At 44.1% G+C, this 22,972-nt stretch carries 21 protein-coding genes; all 21 read right to left on the reverse strand.

What is annotated here, in order from left to right; genetic code table 11:
* Nucleotides 1–72: 72 nt before the first annotated feature.
* Complete coding sequence (locus FZ040_RS04900; protein ID WP_149170970.1) at nt 73–2,106, reverse strand: LTA synthase family protein; 2,034 nt, start codon at nt 2,104–2,106, stop codon at nt 73–75.
* 119 nt (nt 2,107–2,225) lie between these two features.
* On the reverse strand, nt 2,226–3,227 hold the full coding sequence (locus FZ040_RS04905; protein ID WP_149170971.1) for a hypothetical protein: 1,002 nt from the start codon (nt 3,225–3,227) through the stop codon (nt 2,226–2,228).
* 15 nt (nt 3,228–3,242) lie between these two features.
* Nucleotides 3,243–4,622, reverse strand: coding sequence for an MBOAT family O-acyltransferase (locus FZ040_RS04910; protein WP_149170972.1), 1,380 nt, complete (start codon nt 4,620–4,622; stop codon nt 3,243–3,245).
* Between the two features lie 331 nt (nt 4,623–4,953).
* Nucleotides 4,954–5,352: a type II toxin-antitoxin system death-on-curing family toxin gene (locus FZ040_RS04915; RefSeq protein ID WP_149170973.1), complete on the reverse strand. Its 399-nt coding sequence runs from the start codon at nt 5,350–5,352 to the stop codon at nt 4,954–4,956.
* On the reverse strand, nt 5,349–5,507 hold the full coding sequence (locus FZ040_RS13955) for a hypothetical protein (protein ID WP_187620248.1): 159 nt from the start codon (nt 5,505–5,507) through the stop codon (nt 5,349–5,351). Before FZ040_RS13955 ends, FZ040_RS04915 begins: the two co-directional genes overlap by 4 nt.
* Before the next feature lie 156 nt (nt 5,508–5,663).
* A complete protein-coding gene (locus FZ040_RS04920) occupies nt 5,664–6,770 on the reverse strand; it encodes a DegT/DnrJ/EryC1/StrS family aminotransferase (RefSeq protein WP_149170974.1) in 1,107 nt (368 codons plus the stop codon).
* A gap of 6 nt (nt 6,771–6,776) precedes the next feature.
* Entirely contained in the window at nt 6,777–7,754 is a 978-nt protein-coding gene (locus FZ040_RS04925) for an NAD-dependent epimerase/dehydratase family protein (RefSeq protein ID WP_149170975.1), read from the reverse strand.
* Between the two features lie 503 nt (nt 7,755–8,257).
* Entirely contained in the window at nt 8,258–9,457 is a 1,200-nt protein-coding gene (locus tag FZ040_RS04930) for an ATP-grasp domain-containing protein (RefSeq protein WP_149170976.1), read from the reverse strand.
* A gap of 23 nt (nt 9,458–9,480) precedes the next feature.
* Nucleotides 9,481–10,419, reverse strand: coding sequence for a glycosyltransferase (locus FZ040_RS04935; protein WP_149170977.1), 939 nt, complete (start codon nt 10,417–10,419; stop codon nt 9,481–9,483).
* A 65-nt stretch (nt 10,420–10,484) separates the two neighbouring features.
* Nucleotides 10,485–11,363, reverse strand: a complete 879-nt coding sequence (locus FZ040_RS04940; RefSeq protein WP_187620249.1) for a glycosyltransferase family 2 protein — start codon at nt 11,361–11,363, stop codon at nt 10,485–10,487.
* Nucleotide 11,364: 1 nt separating this feature from the next.
* Complete coding sequence (locus FZ040_RS04945; protein WP_149170979.1) at nt 11,365–12,306, reverse strand: WaaS/CpsH family glycosyltransferase; 942 nt, start codon at nt 12,304–12,306, stop codon at nt 11,365–11,367.
* Nucleotides 12,299–13,519 (reverse strand): glycosyltransferase, encoded by a 1,221-nt coding sequence (locus tag FZ040_RS04950; protein WP_187620250.1) that lies wholly within the window; start codon nt 13,517–13,519, stop codon nt 12,299–12,301. Before FZ040_RS04950 ends, FZ040_RS04945 begins: the two co-directional genes overlap by 8 nt.
* Before the next feature lie 7 nt (nt 13,520–13,526).
* Nucleotides 13,527–14,582: a glycosyltransferase family 9 protein gene (locus FZ040_RS04955; protein WP_149170981.1), complete on the reverse strand. Its 1,056-nt coding sequence runs from the start codon at nt 14,580–14,582 to the stop codon at nt 13,527–13,529.
* Nucleotides 14,579–15,478: a VirK/YbjX family protein gene (locus tag FZ040_RS04960; protein ID WP_149170982.1), complete on the reverse strand. Its 900-nt coding sequence runs from the start codon at nt 15,476–15,478 to the stop codon at nt 14,579–14,581. Before FZ040_RS04960 ends, FZ040_RS04955 begins: the two co-directional genes overlap by 4 nt.
* A gap of 25 nt (nt 15,479–15,503) precedes the next feature.
* Complete coding sequence (locus tag FZ040_RS04965) at nt 15,504–16,640, reverse strand: glycosyltransferase (RefSeq protein WP_149170983.1); 1,137 nt, start codon at nt 16,638–16,640, stop codon at nt 15,504–15,506.
* Nucleotides 16,641–16,666: 26 nt separating this feature from the next.
* Nucleotides 16,667–17,572, reverse strand: a complete 906-nt coding sequence (locus tag FZ040_RS04970) for a glycosyltransferase family 17 protein (protein ID WP_149170984.1) — start codon at nt 17,570–17,572, stop codon at nt 16,667–16,669.
* Nucleotides 17,573–17,670: 98 nt separating this feature from the next.
* The gene (locus FZ040_RS04975; protein ID WP_149170985.1) at nt 17,671–19,209 is read right to left on the reverse strand and encodes an L-lactate permease; all 1,539 of its coding nucleotides are present in this window, start codon (nt 19,207–19,209) and stop codon (nt 17,671–17,673) included.
* A 110-nt stretch (nt 19,210–19,319) separates the two neighbouring features.
* Nucleotides 19,320–19,838, reverse strand: a complete 519-nt coding sequence (locus FZ040_RS04980) for a D-glycero-alpha-D-manno-heptose-1,7-bisphosphate 7-phosphatase (protein WP_149170986.1) — start codon at nt 19,836–19,838, stop codon at nt 19,320–19,322.
* Nucleotides 19,810–20,796, reverse strand: a complete 987-nt coding sequence (gene rfaD / locus FZ040_RS04985; protein ID WP_149170987.1) for an ADP-glyceromanno-heptose 6-epimerase — start codon at nt 20,794–20,796, stop codon at nt 19,810–19,812. Before rfaD ends, FZ040_RS04980 begins: the two co-directional genes overlap by 29 nt.
* A gap of 18 nt (nt 20,797–20,814) precedes the next feature.
* Nucleotides 20,815–21,789, reverse strand: coding sequence for a D-glycero-beta-D-manno-heptose-7-phosphate kinase (gene rfaE1, locus FZ040_RS04990; RefSeq protein WP_033170438.1), 975 nt, complete (start codon nt 21,787–21,789; stop codon nt 20,815–20,817).
* Between the two features lie 12 nt (nt 21,790–21,801).
* Nucleotides 21,802–22,971 (reverse strand): glycosyltransferase family 9 protein, encoded by a 1,170-nt coding sequence (locus FZ040_RS04995; protein WP_149170988.1) that lies wholly within the window; start codon nt 22,969–22,971, stop codon nt 21,802–21,804.
* Nucleotide 22,972: the final 1 nt, after the last annotated feature.

Genomic DNA, 22,972 nt, shown 5'->3' on the forward strand with positions numbered 1-22,972 from the left:
GAATCCATATATCAAATAAATCGGCACCATCAAGGAACAAACGTTTGTTATATATACGTTTGTGCTAGTTTATCACACTCTCGTACCTCTTCCAGCATCGTCAAGCAGTTCAGGATGACGCACAAGCCACCCCGTAAGCTCACACCAGGCATCGCGCTCCTCACGGAACTGCTCTTTATCGCGCTCAAATGGCAACAATTCTTCTGCAACAGCCAATTGCTGAGCTAAACTATCCCGATAGTCACCAATCCTATCACTAGTCATCCAACAATAAGGCGTAACTACATGATCTATAGGCTCCGTCAACGGCTTAGCAATAGAATGATACTCAAATCCTTTTGGGGCAATCAATTCCACAATAGTCGGCATAATATTCATATGCCCACCAATCGTATTGCCCACCATCATATCCTTCTTTAACTCCGGATGCGACATTGCAAATGATGTTAACAACGACTCACGAAGATTGGGTTCGTTTCTCCCTATGACATCGCACTGGAACGGAATCAGGTTAATCGTATGATCTCCTGTCACCACAAACAAACTATCGGGGTATTCGTCCCGCATCTGTTCGGCAAAACGAATCAACGATTGATCCGCATACCAAATGCCGCCCATTTGTTTTACAACCTTATGATCATGCTTGAGCTTCTCCGGCGCATCAGGCATTACCTTCTCAACGTCAAAACCATACTCCTCATACGGCATATTATACGGACCATGGTTCGACGTGGTATAGACAAAATGAAATACCGGCCGGCCATCATCGGTTTCTTTGATCAGCTTGGCTGCTTCTTCCAAAAATATATGGTCATAAATCCCCAGCCAGGTCTTAGGCGAATCCGGCGGACAAAAATCCGGTCCGCCATGGCAGCGATCGAATCCAATAGCGGGTGCGAAATGTTCCAAACTCCCCCAATTCATTCCGCCGCCATACCAGAACTCGGTACGATAGCCCAGTTTCTTCAACTGCAACGGCAAAGAAGTCGGCACATTGCCATACCAGAAATCTTTATTTTCGTTAAGTTCCAAGTCTGCATCATAGATACCAGCCAGCAAACTTACCAGCGATGGCTGGGAAATCATCCCCGCCGGCAAGAAGTTATTCATGACAAAAGCATTCGACTCTTCCCGGAACCGCATACTTGCATCCATAAGATGCAAATAATGGAACGGTGCATCAAAAGGCGATTGCCCATGACTCTCTCCAAAAAGGAAAAAAATGTGTTGGGGCTTTTGTATTCTGGCGCCCTTTGCCTCATGGCAAAAAAAGGATAGCGGCGAAACATTCGCAGGCCAATCCCCCTGCAATATCGGCTTCATGATTGCACGCGCCTCATCATCCGCATGACGTAAAGCCGCACATACCTCATGCTTACATGCCAGTTCCAACGCAACCAAATCATCGATTACAGCCTTGCCCATAAAAATATCATTCTTGACAATCGCTGGCACTTCATCCCATTCCGGCTTATGACGATGATTCAAAGTTCCCCCATAGCGAAACCAATAAAAAAGCACAATGGCACAAACGAACACTATCGCATTCAGAACATACTGCATGACATTAGAAGAAAGTTCCACATATCCAATGCTGGGAAGGTGCAGTATCCCATTCCCTAAAATCCAACAAAGACAGCCATAGGGAATATATCCCAACAAAATCCAGCCGCCATGATTCTGATTGAAGAAAATATCGATAAGATTTTTTTTATCTGCATTACCCCCCAGTTTGATTGTCACATTGAACGTATCCCGAAAATGATAGTAGAAAATCATCTTCCCAAAAAAAGCTGTATAAAGCACGAGCAGATACAGCATAAGACCAAACAGTCTTACACGATCACCGATAGCATAATACGAAGGAATAAAAGCTGCCGGTATCGTGACCAACACCAAAGAAAACAGAAAAACGTATGCGTTAAAATCCATTCCCCACCAAAAACCATAGCGGAAACATTCTATCCATTTCTTCCATTCCCCAACAGGACTCTTCTTGGGGCCATAACGCATAATAAATACCAATCGAAAAATACCACAGACAATAGGTGCTACAATCATTAATTTCAAATCCTGCTGCCACCCGAACCAAAAGGCTGAACCCATATTGATCCCCCTAACTGCGAATTAAATATCATCCCTTGCTATTGTATTGCTCTCCTTCATCCCGTTTTTCGTACATCTGAAACTATCTATTTTTATTTCTACTGCAAATAATCCGGATATTATTCTATACTCCCCTTAATATCCAGCTCTTCTTCCAGCTTTTGCAAATGCTCCTTGACATTATCCCTCGTCACTAGCACACCGAAATTCCTTTGACCATTATGGAATATCCGATCTACAATCATATCGCCGACCATTGGCCGATAATGACTTGTTTCATAATAATAGTAATTATTGGTCGTAATCTCATTCAAGCCGCTGAAATCATAGTAATTGGTCAACTGAGCCAGCTGATATTTGAACGCGTTAAGCTCCGATATATCATTGCTGCGATAGGTAACCGCATTAACAGGATTAACGAAAACGATCAACTCAATCCCATTATCATCACAGAGTTCCTTTAGTTTTGTAAGGCTTTCCATGGTTTCGGCTATCCGATTCCCCTTATATTCATACGGTTTCGAAAAGCGTTCATCCTGAAGATGTTTTTCTACATTGGCTTCGATATACTCATCCACTTCCGGATGCAGCGGTCTTCCTGATCCATATATATCATAAACACTGCCTCTGCTGGCATCTTCCTTTTTCAACTTTGGTTTTTTCAGTAAATATAACGCATAGGTCTTCCATAATGTGTCGTCCCGATAAGGAACTCTTAACAAATCATTTTCATGCTGTTTCGGATCTACTCGTATCGAAAAATCATCCAAACCAATCATAACCTGCTTGATACTGACACCATGTTTGACCATATCCTGCAAATCAAGCAGCCACTCTTCTGGTAACCCTTCCGAATACGTCATATTATAATAACGCAGGCCATTATCAATTTTATTCAAATCGATATTACCAATACGCGATGAACCAAAGCAAAATGCATTATATTTTTCCGGATTAGAAAGTATATATCGCATCTTTACAAAATGCTGATTAGGTTCCACACGCTTGACACTAAAATCCGTATTTAAAACGCCAGAAGAATCAAAAATATAATTGCAAGCCATAGTTCCAAACATAGCCAGCAAAAATATCCCCAACAAACGGAAAACGTATTTTTTCATTCTGCTCATCCCTCTTTAAAATTGGAAATAAAGAAACTCGGAATAATTATTCAAATGCCACATAGCCCAAATAAGCATTGCTGCTGTAACTATCAGCCATTTATTATTCGCTGTGAATTTCTTCATCAACACCAAGGGATTCGGCACAAATGCCAATAATGCTACCATGCCAATCATTTCCAGCAAATGTCTGCTCTCCTTGCCATGAGCGCCTAGGAGACTTTGATAATCGGCCATGCTGCCTAATACCTGCATAGCTTCATGGACACTTCCCGCACGGAAAAACACCCAGCAAATTACCACACAAAGGAATGTCATCCCCCAATTCAACACTTTGGGCAGTGCGATGCCAGCTTTACGCCAAGCATGATTGATCATCAGCAAAGCACCATGCATCCCCCCCCAGATTACAAAAGTCCATCCAGCACCATGCCATAAACCGATTATCAGCATGGATACAAAGAGATTCCGCATCTTCCTGAACTCACCATGACGATTACCGCCCATCGGAATATAGAGGTAATTCTTCACCCACAAGCCTAACGTCATATGCCAACGCCGCCAAAAATCAATAATGCTTCGCGACTGATAAGGGGAATTAAAGTTGACGGGCATATCCAGATTGAATAACAACGCTAATCCAATGGCCATTTCGCTATACCCAGAAAAATCAAAGTACAATTGCAGCGTATACGACAAAGCGCCCAGCCATGCCTGCACACAAGTCAGCGAATCCGCATGGCTGAATGCCTCATTCGCATAAATAGCCAGTTTATCTGCTATAACCACCTTTTTAAACAAGCCCATGGTAAAAATCGTCAAGCCACGAGCAATATTGTCATAGTTGATACGGAACGTTTTATCCGCAATGAACTGCGGAATCATTTCCTTGTGATTGATGATTGGCCCAGCAATCAAATGCGGAAAAATCGTAACAAATTCCAGATATGTCAGGAAAGATTCGTTCCGTGCTTCTCCCCGATACGCATCCACCAAATACGCAGTCTGCGTAAAGGTAAAAAACGAAATACCAAGTGGCAGGACTATATGTGGCAAATCAAACATATCTGCCCCCGCCAAAGCATTCACCGTACCTAGGAAAAAATCTGTATACTTGAAATACCCTAACAATAGGACATTCACAACAATACCAAAAGTCAGCCATACCCGATTGCCATTGCAACGCTCCAACTGCCTCCCCACAAGATAGTTAAAGCTGATCGAAGCAAAAAGCAACGGCACATAGCGAACATCCCAATAGCCATAAAAGAAAAACGACGCCAGCACCAGCCAAAGCGTAGCCGCACGTTTCTGTCCACCATGCCCTAATGCAAAAAAGCCCGCAAAGGTAAGGGGCAAAAAGAGCAAAATAAACTCATACGAATTAAATAACACCTAAATTCTCCTTACATATTGTGTAATATAAGCGTCCCTCTAGTATTTTATGCAAATTCATTCAATTTATCGATAATATCGCTTATGATGAATTCATTTTCTAAATCTTACGCTGAAGCTTTTCAAGCACTCGAAGATTACTGCAAAAAATATCATACTTTTTCATATATAATCATCCCATTCTGTTCAATTTCCTTCTTCAACTCATCAGACACCTTAGCATCCATATACCGCTATATCCACATCAGCTCTTTTACCTTTTTAACTTTACACAATGCCATTCTAACCAATAAATACAAATATTCGCCGACTTCATAATTGAAATCAGCGATTAACGAGCATGTTTAGTTATCCATTGAACAGCCTCTTCATAAGTCCATGTATTATCAGCGATACCTATGACCATAACTTCCATTTCATCTATTGTATAGTCTAGGCTTACTCTGTTCATGATTAAGAATACTTCCATCGCATGAACAGCCGTTCGTTTATTTCCATCCACAAAAGCATGATTGTTAGCGATTCCATAGAGCAATCTCGCAGCTTTTTCGTAAATACTAGGAAATAAATCCTGACCACCAAATGTTTGAAAAGGGGCATTCACTGCCGATTCGAGCAAAGCCATATCCCGAACACCATCTTCCACCGGAATATCACTTTCTTCTAATTCAGCATGAAATTCTAAAATATCCTCTAACAGAATTTCTGTTATATAGTCTCTTGAAATCATTTAAATGCTAATCTCCTATATAGTTCCGCATTCTTTTTCATGACTTCTTTGGACACCTCGCGCATTGCCTCTTTTATAGCTATGCTGTTTTTCGAATTGAGAACAATTCTTTGCGAACTTTGCCCCTTGTTTTCTTTCCCTATTGTCTTCATCACGGATAACACCTCCTACACTTAATCAAAGCATAGCATTAATCTCAGCTGATTTCAATATGAAGTTGTCTGTGAACATGATGGAATTTGTAAATGATTTTACAAATTTAAATTTAAATAAAAGCTTCATTTCTCCACAAAAATTATCATCTCCCAACATTACCTTCTGCAACTCAATACCACATTACAAATCTTATCTACAGTGGCGTCATCCAAATCTGCATAAAGCGGTAATGTCAAAACATGCTTGCTCATATGCAATGCGACTGGTGTAGCATTTACATCAAAAGCATTATGGAAACATTCAAATGTATTGGTAAGTGGATAGAAATATTTTCTTGCACCGATTCCCTCTTTAGCCAAAGCTTCAAAAACTTCATTCCGAGTTGCACCAAACTGCTTTTCTTCAAACACTACTGGGAAGTACGCATAATTAGGGTCTACATCCTTCTGCACAGGATTCAACTGCAAACCTTCCACATCTTCTAAATGTTCTCGATAACGTTCTACTACCTTCTTGCGTTTTGCAATCTCCTCATCTACATGCCGCAGGTTACAAATCCCCATGGCTGCACAGAATTCATTCATCTTAGCGTTAGCACCTACTGCATCTACACATTCTGGGCCGCGAATACCAAAATTCTTCAGCCGGTATAATTTCAAACCAAACTCTTCATCCTTAAAACAAGCCGCACCACCTTCAATACTGTTAAATACCTTTGTTGCATGGAAGCTGAAGCAGGAGACATCACCGAAAGCAGCTGTACTCTTGCCCTTATATTTCACGCCAAAAGTATGCGCCGCATCATAAATAACTTTCAGCTCATATTTCCTGGCAATCCGCTCAATTTCTTCAACATTGCATACATTACCATAAACATGCACAGGCATAATTGCACAAGTTTTGTCTGTAATCAGCGATTCAATCTTATTCACGTCCATTGTGAAATCTACTGGATTAATATCACAGAACACAGGTGTAAGACCATTCCGAACAATTGCATGGGTAGTCGAAGCAAAGGTAAACGGCGTAGTTATAACTTCTCCTTGCAGATTCAGCGCCTGCAAGGAAAGTTCCAGTGCCATATGACCGTTAGTAAACAAATCAATATTATCAATTCCAAAATATTTCTGTAATTCTTTTTGAAGCGTCTTATGTTTTACCCCCATATTGGTAAGCCAATGCGTATCCCAAATATCTCTTATTTCATCTACAAACTCTTCGATACTAGGCAGAGACGACCGCGTCACTAAAATATTATTCATTGTATTTTACTCCTTTTTATATAAGCGTTGGAGTTGCATTTCTTCTTTAAAATCTTTCAGCATTGTTATATAATCATACTGTGGTTTATATCCCAACTCTATTTTTGCTGGAGTTATGTCCATTATATATTGTGGTGCATTTGGTTTATCTGGGCAGAACTTGATGGGATTATTATTTCCAAACACTTCTATAATCCCTTTAATTTGTTCAAGGAGAGATATTCCTTCTCCTGTCCCCACATTGTAATAACCGCCATCACGGTCAACTATTAATGCTTTATATAACATTTGACAAAAATCTTTTACATAAATCATATCCTTTACTCTGGAACAATCACCCCAAACCTCCATAGTTTTGCCAGCTGCAGCCATATCCATCAATATTCTATAGCCAATACGACGTTCTATACCATCAACATAATATCTGTCCTGTTTAGAATATAAATATATTGTTGGTAATCTAAAAATAAAATTTTTCACTCCATACATTTGATGATAGTTTTCCAAAAGATCCACTGCAAAGTTCTTTGTCATCACATATACAGTGTGATCTGAATTAAATTTAAATTTTCTTGGCATTTTCGCCGTCAACAGGACATCAAATTCACCATAATCCTTAATATCACCAAAACTTTGCATGAATAAAATTCTGTCAACTTTGTTTTGACGACCATACTCAAGAATATTCAGCGTTCCTGTAATATTAACATCGATATATTTCTGCGGATTATAGCCTTTCATTCGTGCTGGCATCAATCCTGCAAAGTCAACAATTGCGAATGGATCAGTAGGCAATACGTCAAAATCTTCTTTCCTAGAGATATTCACAGAACAGTACGAAACATTTGACGCATAATCAAAAACATGAAATTCTTTTCTATGTCCTACCGCATAAATATCATAATCTATCTTATGCGACAATAGCCAATCAACAAAATAACGTCCCACATCCCCCGTAGCTCCAAACACAACAATTTTTTTCATGATTCTCTACCATCCATTTCTACTATCAATAAAAGTCAAAAAGCGGCACACTAAAATCTTCCCATCTAAAAAGGGGATTCGACGCTATGATTCGCCTAATGGTATTGATCTCTCCAGCGTCGCATCAGTATAAGGGATTTTACTATCCGCGACAAAAGATTACGGCAAATATATAATGTATCCGCTTTATTCCAAAGCTTATCAAAGCACAGTTGATCATTATCAACAATATACAGCCGCTTATTATCCTCTAAGTTTATTGACGTAAGCAAGAAACAAACTTCTATCTTGAAATAGTGAAATTCAACACCAAAACTTATGCACCCCTCGCTCATTGAGGCACAACCATAACACAAATTACGATTATTTATTTTATACTTTCAATAAACATCACAATTAAACACACCTGCTACTTATTTTAATTCATTATCATGAACCCTTGACACTTTTATAAGAAATTATTTCTCTATATCCATCAATCTCTTTCCACATAATCATCTCTCTTACTCTACCACTACCTTCACATATCTATTCATGTGTTTTAAAGCCTGTTGAGTTTCTTCAATACTATCAAATTTCAAGACCAAAGTACCTATTGTTTCATTTGCCCCCGTGAAATCGCGAACATCATCTCCTAAATTTACCCACAAATCACATTCTATAACATGATTCTGTGCAAATTTATCATCAATAATTAATTCCTTGAACTTTCCTTTTTTATTACTATGGATAATATACTCTGCCCAAGCTCCTCTATATAGTGGATCACGCAACTTTTGAATAGGTAGGCCTAACGCACCACGAATATTTGCTTCTATCAGGTCTTCGCCACAGGCCATAAAAAGCATTTCTGACAATCTATTGCCACCACCACGCGGAGATACTTCCATAATATATGCTTTACCATCTGTACAAACGCGTGTCTCAACATTATATATAGATGTCCCTAAATGCAATAAATTAATCAAACGCTGCAACTCACTACGCAGTTCTTTCTGAGCTGAAACTGGCATATTAGAAGGCCAGCTATAACTAGATGGCGTATACGGATTTACAGCATTAGCATCAAAATATTGACAGTCAAAGCTAGCAAAAACCAGTTCATCATTAACAGAAAAGCAATCTGTATCCGATGAACACCCTACTTTTTCCAAATACGCTTCTATAATAATTCGTTTGGATAAAGAGTTATTAAAGGCAAGTTCTACAGCCTGCTGCAAACCCGACAAATCATCAACACGAGAAACGCCTTTACTACCTGCAGAATCCACGGGCTTCACAATAACCGGAAAATCAAACTCTGTTATATCCCGTATCACGTTCTCTGCCGAATCATACCCTCTTGCATTAGGAACATTAAAATTATTTTTCTTTAAAAAATCACGAAATTTATCTTTATTTTGTAAAATCTTTACAGACTCATACGGGCATCCTGGCAAATTTAATTTTTCAGCCACATATGCTGCTGTTATTACGCCTGGATCTGTAGCAAACGACATAATTCCGTCAATGTTAATTTTTTTTGCCAGTGACAAAACAGCCTCTTTATCTACAATGCTAACATTATAATATTCATCTGAATACTTATGTCCTATATTATTAGGCAAATAATCACACGTTATTACATGCACTCCCATTGCTTGAGCTTTTTCTATAACAGGAATAACATATCGAGATCCCCCAAGTATCAATAGTTTTTTCATATTTTTCCCTTTTCATTAAAATTTTATTGTACACGAAACTTGTCATGGAGTATATGGCTACGATACCATCTTTTAAGATATAAATAAAACAATCTTATATAAGAATGATGGTACGATACTTTATATAACATACTTTTTGACAATTTACCAGCATTTATTCCTCTTCTAACTTCCATAAAACGTATCAATTCTAGGCATTCCACCTGATGATCTGTCGCATTATTCTTTGCCCACTCTATAAGTTCAGCGTACCAGTGATCCATTTTTTCAAAATCATACATTAAATTTGCCGAAAAACTACTTCCCTTAGTAGTTACATGCCTATATGCTGACATCTTTTCCTGAATGCAATGAATTTTCCCACTGGCTACTAAGACAAAGAATTGTATTCTATCCCCTGGGCTAAGTGCCTTCTCCATAATAGACCAATCTAGTCCTATAAAAAATGGATTCCGATACATAACAGTTGCAGTTTGTCCTGGCAATACATCATTATACCAATGTACGTCTGTATATTCTTCATCTTTACATTCTGGATACTCCTCATCTAATGGCTGTGAATCATCACCTACAACCAAACAATTATGTGCAACAGCTATATAATCTGGATGTGCTTCTAAATACGAAATCTGCTTTTCCAATTTCAAAGGATCTATCCAATAGTCATCTCCCTCAAGGATAATAACATATTTTCCCTTTGCCATATGACTCAATCTTACAAAAGCATTATTAGTAGTATTGTATGTATTCTCATCTAAGTAGAGCATTTTAAAACGATTTGGATACTTTTTCTCATAATCTTTTAGAATATGTCGCGTATTGTCAGGAGAACAATCTTCTGCAACCAAAATTTCAAAGTCATATTTAGTTTTCTGCGCTAAAATACTATCAAGAGCCTGCCCAATATATTTTTCTTGACCATACGTAACAACACATACACTCAAAATACATTCTTTCGACATCGATTATTCTCCATTTCACAAGACACACAATAATCTACTATATAAAAAGGAATAGCTAATAATTATCAGCAATTTCTCCTACCATTTTTTATTCCGTTATAGATTGCATAAGCCCTTTTTACATGGAAATGTTTCAATTTCTTTTTCAACTGTTTATAATAAAGTGTTTCAAAACTTTCAACTTTCTCCGGATGCCATCTGCCGATGAATATCCGCCAACTCCGGATTACATGGTAATCACGGTAAGAGGTACTCTTCTTGCGGGCGCTGGCGCTTTCTTTGTGATAGATGAAACTTTTTTCCGCATAGGTAAAGTGATACCCTTTTTCCTTTGCTCTGGCTGCCAGTTCCAACTCCTCGCAGTAGAGGAAATAGGACTCATCCAATATGCCCACATCCTCAATCAATTTTTTGGACATAATGAAGGACGGGCCCGACAGGGTGTCGATAGGAAGACCTGCTTTCATCGCTTTGGCGGCAGAATTCGTACCTACACCATGCAGGACAAAATTGTCGAAATCTGCCGTATTGCCGACTAATTGCACCTTTTCCCGTTCATCATAGTAGCAGACAACGCAGCCTACGCCACCGGCACCAGTTGCCTGCTCTTTCGCTACCATCTCGCGCAGGCTGTCGGCATCGACTTCTGTGTCATTGTTCAGAATCCAGACATATTCGCAATCGTCTTGTGCCAGCGCATAGCGTATGCCTACATTATTTCCGCCGGAATAACCACGATTTTCATCCGTAGTCAGGAGAACCGGTGCCTTGCCGCTTCGTTTCTGCCAGGCCCGAATCCGCGCCACAGAATCATCTGCCGAAGCATTATCTACAACTACTGCACAATAATTGTCGTAGTTGAGGTCATACACACTTTCCAGACACTTTATCGTATAGTCTGGATTCTTATAATTGAGTATTACAATATAGACTTTTGGCTGCATCTTACACCTCTTGCCTAAAGAATGATTCCATCCAATATTCCTTCGTATAACGGCTCGTAACATCCTTATCCAACAGGAATTCCGTCGACATGAACTGTGGCAGTTCAGCCAAAACACGCTGATTCAGCAGGAATACGTTGTTCTCATTATAGAAGTCGTAGTGGACGACATCATCATTATTCGTAATCAGCTTTTTGCCAAAGAATATACATTCCATGGAGCGCAGTGTGATGCCAGATTGGCCTGCGCTGGTAAAGTCCAGAACAGCATTGCTTTCTGCAATAGCCTTGGCAATCTGCATGTAAGGAATGCGCTCCTTGAGCAGATGTGCGGATTGCTCCTGTGTGTATTTTGTCCGTTTATCCGGAACTACACGGTAATAGAACGACAACCCGTTTTTACGGAATTCCTGTTCCAAGTCCTGCAGAGACTTCATTCGTCCTTTGTCTGAACCAATGAACAGAATGTCCTGCTGGATATCCATTGGCAGGTTCTTGATTTCATCGTATTCTTCCTCATATTCGTAGAAATAATGGCGGAAGTTTATTGCAGCTTTTTTTGCCTGTCTGCGGTCAAAGCTATAGATTTCACAACCATACTTTTTGTAGCGGGCTGGATCGTTTCTGGCACCTTCGGTGAAGGTATTGACATAATAAAGGATAATCCTTGCCTGCGGATTGTTTTTCTGAATGTATTCTATGACGTCTGTCCCGCGAATGCCATCCAGGATGATGAAGGTATCATACTCCTGCACGCGGTCAGCCCAGCTGCCATACCACTCCCGCATACTATGTACAAAGGGCAGATGCTCATACAACTTGAACTTTCGCTTCGCAGGTTTGTCCGGAATATGATAGACCTCTTCTACATCGATATTGTCATATTGCATAAATCTGCCCGAACCGCCCAATAATAAAATACGATGCTTTTCAAATTCAAACATGAGCCACCTCTTCAATCAAACTCTGCCATTTATCCCATACGAACTCAGGAGCAAAGTTTTCCATGTGACGGTGTCCGGCTTCGCCCATCTGCTCACGGAGCTGGCTGTCCAGCATCAACTGCTTCAGCGACTGTGTCAGCGCATCCACACCATCATCACAGCGCCAGCCCATTTCTCCATGCTTTACGATTGTGTCATCGGGATAACATTCACGGTATACCACTACTGGCACCCCCGCACTCATAGCCTCGCACAGCGCCAGACCGAATCCTTCTATCCGACTGGGGAAGGCGAATATATCTGCCTGTTTATAAGCCTCGAAGATATCCTTTACTGTGCCGGCAAATACAATCCGATCACCGAGATTCCGATTTTTCACGAACTGCTGACATTTTTTCGCGAAACGGCGATTATCCGCCGCACCATACAGATAAAGATCCCAATCCGGGAATTCTGCAGCCAATTTGCTGAAGGCCTCTAACAATAAATGCTGACGCTTGCCGCTGCCTTCCAGCCGGCCTACGGTAACGATACGATGCTTTTGCTGGCTCTCCAGATTCGCCCTGCGCTCTTCCATATATTCAGTAGGCACCTGCACTACAGGATTCGGAATGCTGATCAGTTTAGGAATTTCCCATGATTCCATCATTGGGATAAAGCGCTCCTGCAAAACCTGCACTGCCGCACAACGTTTCCATATGGACTTGATGCGTTCCCTATCGCCCTGAATATCCAATGGATTGCCATGGTACATGGAAATCACGGGAATTTCCTGCTTCCCCAAAGCAGACAACGCAATATAAGCACTATCCGCATCGATGGTCAGGATGATATCCGGCTGCCATTCCCTTATCTTATGCCGCAATCTTTTGCTGAAAATATCTTCGATGTATTTTCTTTTCGGATCGGAAAATCTGCGACTGCCGATTTTTAATTTTTTTCCTCCCAATGCCCGCAACAACTCACGCTTAGCCCGTTGCCACTGCCAGGATAGGCTGGTAAAAGGATTCGCTCCCTGTTCATGGGCCAGGTTAAAAAAGTCCACCGCTTCATCCAACGGATGCCACGGCAGTCCTTTTTCCTTGTTCATACAGAGGATTGCAGTTTTATAGCCGCGCCGGCTCAGAACATTGGCCATTTCGCAGATGATTTTTTCTGCACCGCCAGTATACCCTACTACCTGATTTTCATCAACGATCAAAATTCGTTTCATCGAAATATCACTCATTATCTAACAGTTTCATTGCTGCGGCCAACACCATATCCGGCGTTATCTTCCAAAGACATTTCGGCTGGGGATTGCTCGGGCAATCCTCTGCCTTCACACTACAGGGGCAGCAGTCTTCCCGGCTAGTGAATACCACCGCTTTGTCATTCTGCGGATACCAGCGGTCAGGAAGCGTGCAACCATACATTGTGACCATGGGGACCCCCGTTGTCGCAGCGATATGTGTAGCACCTGTATCCACAGTAATCAGCAGATCCGCCTTGCCAATCAGTGCAGCCAGATCAATCAATGTGGTATCACCACAAAAGTTTTGTACAGGTTCATCCATGGCCGCAATCACTTCATCGGCATATTCTCGGTCACCGGGAGCACCTACGATGAAGAAGCTGGCATTATATCGCTTCGCTAAATCCGACACGACCTGCGCAAAATATTCTTTGGGCCAGGTCTTTAAAGCAAATGTCCCCTTCACACAAAGAGCAATTTTTTTATCTGCGGCCGGCAATCTCCCAATCAGTTCTGCGGCCTTGTCTTCGGCCTCCGGAGTAATTCTGGCAAACACAGGTTTTGCATGTTCCGTAAGGCCTGTGAACTTGCGCACAATGGTCTGATAAGTCTCGGCCTGCAGGGTATGGATCAAATCATGGTCAATATTCACTACATCGGTATACAACCAGGTAACCCGGCTCGGCTTATCGTCAAATACTTTACTGGGGCCAACCCGACATGGGATTCCCGCCAGCCAGCAAAGCAAGGCAGGACGCAGTTTGCGGTCAAAGGATATGGACAGATCAAAATGACGATCCTTGATGTCTTTGACCATCTCCAGCATCTTGCCCAGAGAATTCTGTTTGGCCTTGTAATCAAATACTATGACTTCATCGATGACCGGATTATTCTCCACAGCCTGACGAACCACCGGTTTGACCAGCATTGTGACTTTGGCCTCCGGGTAAGCTTTTTTCAACAAGGCTATTGCACTGGTTGTAAGAACTACATCTCCCAGATTCACCAATGCATTGACCAGAATGTTCTTATATTGTTTCATTTGAATATCTTCTCCATATTGGCTGTAATCTGTGCATCTACATCATCCTGAAAAGCAAAGCGCTTGCGGTATACAGCACGTTTGCGGGTAGGGACTTCCTCCATGGTCTTGCGCGGCTCAATCAACGGAATTTCATAGAATCTGGGATCATCCGTCACATGACCGCCAGCTTCTTCCCAAAACGCACCGAAATCGGTCTTGAGCTTGCGATCGCGACGTACATGATTCATGGCATAATACCCATCATTGGATACCGCATATATATGCCTTACCCCTAAAGCTCTCGCCACCGCCATGGTCATATAAAGGATGAGGTTCTTGGTGCGGTAACGATGTGCCCGCTTGGTGGTATCCTTGACAAGCTCCCTGGCCCCTTCCATGTTAGGCCCTTGCATGGCACCAATCCACAAGGCATCCTCCCCGTTTTTATCTTTGTTCAACCAAAACATAATCTGATATAACGGCTGGCCACCAAAAAGCATAACCACGGACAACAGGCCTTCCTTGCGTTGGCCGATATGGAAAAACAACGATGCCTGCCAATCCACATCCTCATCTGCCGATTGCCAAATCTTCACATTCCGGCTCTGACACAGATCTGTGAATTTTTCCGGCAGCAATTTTTCCTGCAGATAACGGTAATGATTCTTTATCAGCTCTGCCCGCTCTTGAAAGGTAGAACCTTTGTAGAAAAACCCCCGCGTCACCTGCTCCAATGGATAAAACTTTGCCTGAAAAGTCGCTTTGCGCAGAGAATCCTCACAAAAAAAGGTATACAAATTCTTCATATCACCATAGTGCAGATAAACGCGCAGCAAAAAAACAATCAACCTATGCTTTTCACGCCAGTTTTTCACATCATATATCTGTTTTCCTATTGTGATAAAATCTATCATCCAAGCACCTCAATCTTCCCTCTACTTACTCTGCTAACGCCGCGATATTTTGCGCCAGGATACGCGGAGAATAATCCGCATAGGCTTTTGCCAGTTCCTGCTGATACATCATTTTCTGCTCGTCGTAATGGTTCACGAAGTCCTCGAGTGCCGCCGTCAACCCTTGCATATCGCCATTGGCGAAGGATTTTCCTATATCATACCTTGCTAGTATCTCCGGATTCACATTATCCGCCATAATTACAGGTTTCTGATACCCCATCGCATTGCTAATCAAAGCCGAAGTATGGTAGAGATACCGCTCATTCCCATAGGGAATGGCGAGCGCATCTACACTGGCCAGACCTTTTTGCCATTCGATGCCAATCAAAGGCTTATGCAAAAATTCCACCAGCGGATTTTCCTTGTATTTCCGGATAATGCGGTCAAAATCATCGGCATCCGCCTGCGTCTGGGTAGCCCCCTGTACAAAAAGTTTCACCTTGCGGTCATATTTTCCGGCCAAAAATGCCTGCAGGAACAGTTCCAGATTCTTTTCACGGCGATACTGTCCAAAGAAACCAATCGTCAAGACCTCATCTGCCTCTGGAAACGATGGCGCATATTCGATGTCGCGCGGGATGTAGTTAGGCGGCCCATATACCCGCAGATGTTTGGCAGTCAAGTCCAGTTTGTCCTTGGCAAAAGTCTGCACCCCGATGCGGACATTCGGACGATGATCAAAGACCTTGGCTTCTGCGTTGAGTTTTCTTGCCTCAGCCGGCGTCGCGCCGTGTATCAGGAACAAAACCGGCAGCGGCGAATTTTTCAGCGGGCTGTGTTTCAGCGCCCGTAGGTAACGGTAGGTGGCCGAAGGGAAAATAATGGCATCGAAAGCGTCCTTTTTCGCAAAGTCATACATAGCCTTATACCATTTTTGCCGATGCCATTCCCGCTTCGCCGACAGGAGGATTTTCTTGATACCATGCGCACCACGATACGATACGCCAGTTCCCGGAATATGATGAACCGGAACACCATAGTTCCATTTGAATTCATGTCCTTCCGGCACATAGAATTCCACACTATGTCCCAACGCCGTCAATTCTTCCACCAATATACGGTCAAAATCAATCTCGTGCCCGCCTGGTGTAACTACACTTTCCATTATTGCAAAACGCATATTTAACCTTCCCTACTATGCAACATTTATACGGTCATCTGTGGATACTTTTCTATAAACCAATCGTATTCCGGTATATCGGACAAAGCCTCTCTGGGCAATTTTTTCAATTTTGTATTCGACCACCAAATACAACCTTGTTCCACCTGTTTTTTTATAAAAGCATCCCGTTCATTTTCCGGCATTTTCAGAACTTCATTGTTCATTCCATCAGACGTTGTGTATATCTTACGCTTGATTACCTCCACGCCCCCTAATGATGAAAAATGCCATCCTCCTTCTACAAGGGGTAAATTATTCCGTAACCGCCGCAATCCCTGCGGTGTCGTAAAGTTTTTACCTTTGCTGATGATGGAACCGCACCAATGATAAGGACATTCATAGTTCGCAAAGAACTCGAACATCCGTTGCTCACAGACCACCGGACTATGATCCAAAAAATCCAGCAGATTATTTTTTTTGGTGGCATACGGCAAGGCTTTCAACAGGCAGCGTCCGTTCCGCGACAGCCCCCGTACCCCGCTTCGTTCCGCCACATAGCCCGAAGGTTTGAAAATATTGACCGGAACCTGGCCTTCTTTCATTCGTCTCAATACATTAGGGTCTGGCAATTCATCCACATCGCCAATAATCACAATATCATCCGGATGGCAGTCGGTCAAACCATGACGGATGTAATTGCGCTGGTATATTTCGATGGACCAGTCATCCGTATAAGGAATACCGTCTTCTATCTGCAAATACCGTATCTTGTCCCAGTATTGCGCGATTTTATCTTTCTGCTGTTCCAGATAGAATGGCTTTACCCCATTTTGAAACGTGCGGTTTGCCTCGACAATAACGAAGAAATCCACAACATCATACAACATTTTCAAGCGCCATTCCAAAAGCTCTATTTCGTTATAAAATGTAAAGCAATCATAAATTCTCACGTGTATTCTCCCATAACGTAAAACTTTCTAACAACATATTATACCACATCCCCTATAAAAAAATCCGCACTTTCCGTGCGGATTTCGCATTTATTTCCTTACAATAGTCCACTGCCAAAGTATACGAGCAATCCCAGCAGGATAATGAATGGCAGGTATATCTTCATCCCCAAAACCAACAACTGACTTTCGTTGCCGCGGCCGACAGCGCCAATGGCGGCGACACCGATGGCAATACTCTGCGGGGCAATGAGCTTTCCTGCACATGCCCCCGTGGCATTCGCGGCTGCGATCCATACCTGCATGCTTTCGGTAGCACCGATAGCAATGGCGGCATCCATCTGCAGCTTGCCTAAAAGGATGCAAGTGCTCGTTGCTGAGCCTGTGATGAATCCGCCTACCGACCCAATGAAAGCGGCAATAGCCGGATACAGGAGCCCCGTCGCTGCCACGGTATGGTCGGCAATCGTCGTCGTCATGCCACTGTACCCCATAACCTTAGCCGTAGCAATAATGCTGACAATGGTTACAAACGTCGGCCGCAGACTGGTTATCGTTTTCCGCAGGACCAGCGCCATATCACGCGCTGGTGTTTTCTGCAGGCATCCACTGAGGAATGTGGCGAAGAAAATCACCATGCCCGGCGTAGCAATCCAGTGGAAGGTATAAGGACTGCCGCCCTCACCTTTGTAAATGAGCACCGAAGTGCGAATCTGCGAGATGGAATCATAGATTGCCGGCACCAGCTTACTTGTCAGCAGCAGCAGGATGAAAATCAGCACAAACGGCAGCCAGGCAAAAAAAGCCTGTTCTTTACTGACCGACGGGGCATCGTCCCGCTGCAACACATAGGAATCTTCCTGCGGCGGGCAGAATCGCACCACACCGACTATAGCGCCCATCGTGCAGATTGCACCAGCAACGCCTGCCAGTTCCGGGCCAAGGAAAAACGATACCCCCAGCTGCGTAAGCACGTAACTGCCGCCTGCCGCCAGGCATACCGGCACTACCCCTTTTACTGCCCGCCAGCCACCACCGGCAATTGCCACCATCAGAAAGGGACAAAACATTCCCAGTATGCTGACTTGCAAAGCCACATAAGTAGCAAGCTGAACCGGGTCCGTCCCCATGATTCCCGATAAAGTCACCAGCGGAATTCCAATCGACCCATAGGCCGAAGGCACAAAATTCGCTACCAGACAGACCGCAACTGCACAGACAGGATTTATCCCCATCCCGGCGAGCATACTTGCAGGGATAGCCACTGCCGTGCCGAATCCTGCCATGCCCTCCAAAAAACCGCCAAACCCCAAAGCAATGAGCAAAATGAGTATGCGGTAATCACTGCTGACAGAAGTAAGCATAGCTTTTATCCGCTCCATGCCTCCTGTATGCACCGACAAATGATAGGTATAGATCGTTGCCGTGATAATGAGCAGAATCGGCCAACAGGCTAGTGCTGTTCCTTCCAGCACTGCACTGGCCGTATAATCCCAAGGCAAACCAAAAAAATTGACGCTGGCCCAAAGCGATAACAGCAGGGCTACGGGACAAGCCTTCCAAGCTGCCATTTTCAACACGGAGAGGGCCAGAATCAGCCACAGAATCGGAAGAATGGCAAAAAACAACAACGTCACAAGGAATCCCCCCTTGTAATATTTTCTTGCTTCGAAAACAGATACGGTGCCACTAACATTCGTTTGAAATCCTGCCGGATTCCTGCAAAGAAACGTGAAAACATGCTACCTCACAATCTATCCTTCACGCAAGCGAGCAGACTGCCGGATTTGTAAGGGAGCCCCGTAAGCCCAGCTCTCTTCGCACATTCCATGTCGCCATCGCTGTCTCCTACAAAATAGGATTTTGACCGGTCAATCCGGTACTGCTCACAAGCCCTGTCAATCATCCCGGTTGCAGGTTTACGGCAGTCACATACTTTGGTATACACTGGGGCTTTGCCCTCCGGATGATGCGGGCAGAAAAAGAGCGCATCGAGATGCGCTCCTATCCTGGCAAGTTCCGCGTTCATCCAGTCGTAGACTTTCCTTACATCTTCTTCTGGATAATACCCACGGGCAATACCGCTCTGATTGGTAACAAGGATAGCAAGATAGCCCCGGTCATTGACGTATTTTATGGCCTCTTTAGCCCCTTCAATCCAGATAAAATCTTCCGGACGATGCAGATAATGAATATCCACATTCAAGGTTCCATCGCGGTCAAAAAAGACCGCTTTTTTATTTTCCGTATGCAAAATAACCACCATTGTCGAGGAACTCGACGTATTCTTTTACCGCATCGCCCATCTCGTGGAATCCCTCATCATAACCAGCGGCCAAAAGCTTTGTCGTATCTGCTTCCGTATAGTTCTGGTATTTGCCCTTGAGAACTTCCGGGAATTCCCGATAGGAGATTTCGCCCTTGCCCATAGCGGCGATAACGGCCTTCGCAACTTCGTTGTACGTATGTGCCTGGCCCGTACCACAGTTGTAAATGCCGCTTTTCCCCTTGTTCTCCCAGAACCAGAGGTTGACGTTTACAACATCTTTGACATAGACAAAGTCACGGCGCTGCTCGCCATCTTTGACCGGCGTGCCGTTGATATCGCCCCAGCCCTTGAACAGGCGTACCTTGCCCGATTCGTTAATCTGATTGTAAAGCTGATAGAAGATGGACGCCATCTTGCCTTTATGATGTTCCTGAGGACCGTAGACGTTGAAATACTTGAGCCCGACAATCTGGCTCTTGGCTTCCGGCATGACCTGACGGACGTAGCGATCAAAAGCCAGCTTCGAGAACGCATAGGGATTCAATGCATCTTCGCATTCATCCCCCTCGCGGAAGCCATGTTTGCCGCTGCCGTACGTCGATGCAGAAGAAGCATAGAGGAACGGAATGCGATGCTGCAGGCAGAAATGCAGCAGAGATTTGGAATACTCATAGTTGACGCGCATCATGAAGTTGACATCGTACTCCATCGTATCGGAGCAGGCACCTTCATGGAACACCGCATCGATATCGGTACCATCAAAATCATCGTTTTCGATAGACTGCATGAAATCATCTTTATGCTGATAGTCGATGAACTGCAGTCCGCGCAGATTTTTGTAGTTCTGCCCATCTTTCAAGTCGTCGACGATAAGGATATCCGTGCGTCCACGGCGATTGAGCTCCTTGACGATGTTACTGCCGATAAAACCGGCACCTCCGGTTACGATTATCATATTCGGTTCCTCCTAAGCTTACAATACTTCCAAAAGTTCCTCTTTGCTCACGGCATAAGTTCCAAGTTTAGCCACGACTACGCTGGCTGCCAGATTGGCCATCCGGGCACTTTCCACCGGCAAAATGCCGCCAGCAATCCCGGCTGTGAATACGGCGATAACGGTATCGCCTGCACCAGACACATCGTAGACCTCCTGGGCCTTTGTCGGAATATGCGTGATGCTCTCATTGGTTACCAGCGTCATGCCATTTTCCGAACGCGTTACGATGATGTTCTTCAACTGGTATTTTTCCATGGCATAATGTGCGGCTTTTTCGACGGCTGCATCTTCATTTTTGATGCGCTCGGGCAGTATCTCATTGATTTCCTTGAGATTCGGCGTAATATAATCTGCTCCGGCATATTTATTCCAGTCGCTACCCTTGGGATCGATAACGACCGGCACATTCTGTTCGTGCGCGGCCGCAATGATCTGCTGGCAAGTCTCCGGCGTGCAGCATCCCTTACCGTAATCCGAGATGATGATAGCATCCACTCCATCGGACAATGCTCTGCGGACGTAGTCATGCAGCTTAGCTGCCTCACTGCCAACCACAGGTTCTGCCTCCTCAAAGTCCAGGCGCATCATCTGCTGATGACCGCCAATGATGCGCAGCTTCGTAGTAGTCGGCCGGCCCGTACGAACGAGGCCTTTATGGGATATGCCGCGCTCGTCAAATTTATCCAGCAGGCTTTGGCAATGATAATCCTCACCAACAAAACCCGTGATGTCCGTAGCACAGCCCAACAACGCTAAGTTATGTGCCACATTTGCGGCACCGCCCAATGTCTCCTTGGACGACAGCACATGGGTGATTGGCACCGGTGCTTCTGGCGAAATCCGCGTGACCTCGCCATAGAAATATTTATCCAACATGACATCGCCCACGACCAAGATCCGGCATGACGGCAGGCCAGTCGCGACAAAATCATGTATTTTCTGCTTGTCCATACTACACCTCTTTTATGCTTCCACAATCCGGCACTGATACTCGCCGTAGTGTCGCGGCAATTTATATGCCGGCCTTCCCTGGTATTTATCCAGCAGTTCATCCACATACTTCATGACGACAGCCGGTTTTATCTGCTTCATGCAGGCGAGGTTTTCCTCGCCCTGATGGGGGCATTCGTGAATGCCGCAGGGATGGCAGTCGACCGGTGCCTTTATGAGCACGGAACGCGCATCATAGGGATAGAACCCCGGTACCGGGCTGGCACCGAACATGGTAACCACCGGCACATTCATAGCCACGCCAACATGCATAGGGCCGCTGTCCGTCGTCAGGAACAGACAGCAACGGCGCAAAAGGCCAGCAAGTACGGAAAGGCTTACTTTACCGGTAAAAATATGAAGTGCTCTGCTATCCCGATTTTCCATCTGCGCGATACACGTTTCGACAATCCGGCAATCCATCGGACCGCCGAAGAAAGCGATTTGATAGCCACGGTCGATAAGTTCATCAGCGCATTGCGCGAAATAACTATCCTGCCAGCGTTTCGTCCGCCAGCTGGCGCCGATATTGAAGGCAATGACCTTGTCCTCGGAGGCAAAATGCTCAGCCCATAAAGCATCCGCTTCTTTTTCCGCTGCTTCCGGCAGCCACATTTCCAGCCCGCCATCGTCGATTTTCTCCACGCCAACTGCCTGTTTCAGCACCTCCAAATGAGCATGTACCTGATGTTTCCAGCCCGGCACATACCGATATGGCGGCAGCAGCTGAAACGGCCCGCGGCCGATGTGATGCGCCACCGACGGATTCTGCATGACTTCGTCAAACAGCAGAGAAAATCCCGGTTTGCTGTACCCGACGATGCGTTTCGCACCACTGAAGGCTGCGATAGCCGAGGCCCGTTCGTTGCGATGCAGGTTGATGACCAAATCGAATTTTTTCTTGCGAAGGCCCGCGATAAACTGCCAAAGAGAACCGAAATGGTCGTCCTTGCCCTTTTTGTCGATTAGCAGACATTCATCGATATGCTTATTGTGCTCCACGAGGTCGCGGAGCTTCTTGTCGGCCAGCAAACTGATGCGGGCATCGGGATAATTCGCCCGAAGGGTACGCAAGACTGGCGTTGCCAGCATCAAGTCACCGATATGCATCAAATTGATTACCAGGATATTCTTGTATTCCATG

It is taken from the genome of Pseudoselenomonas ruminis, from assembly GCF_008271295.1.
GTDB lineage: Bacteria > Bacillota > Negativicutes > Selenomonadales > Selenomonadaceae > Selenomonas_A > Selenomonas_A ruminis.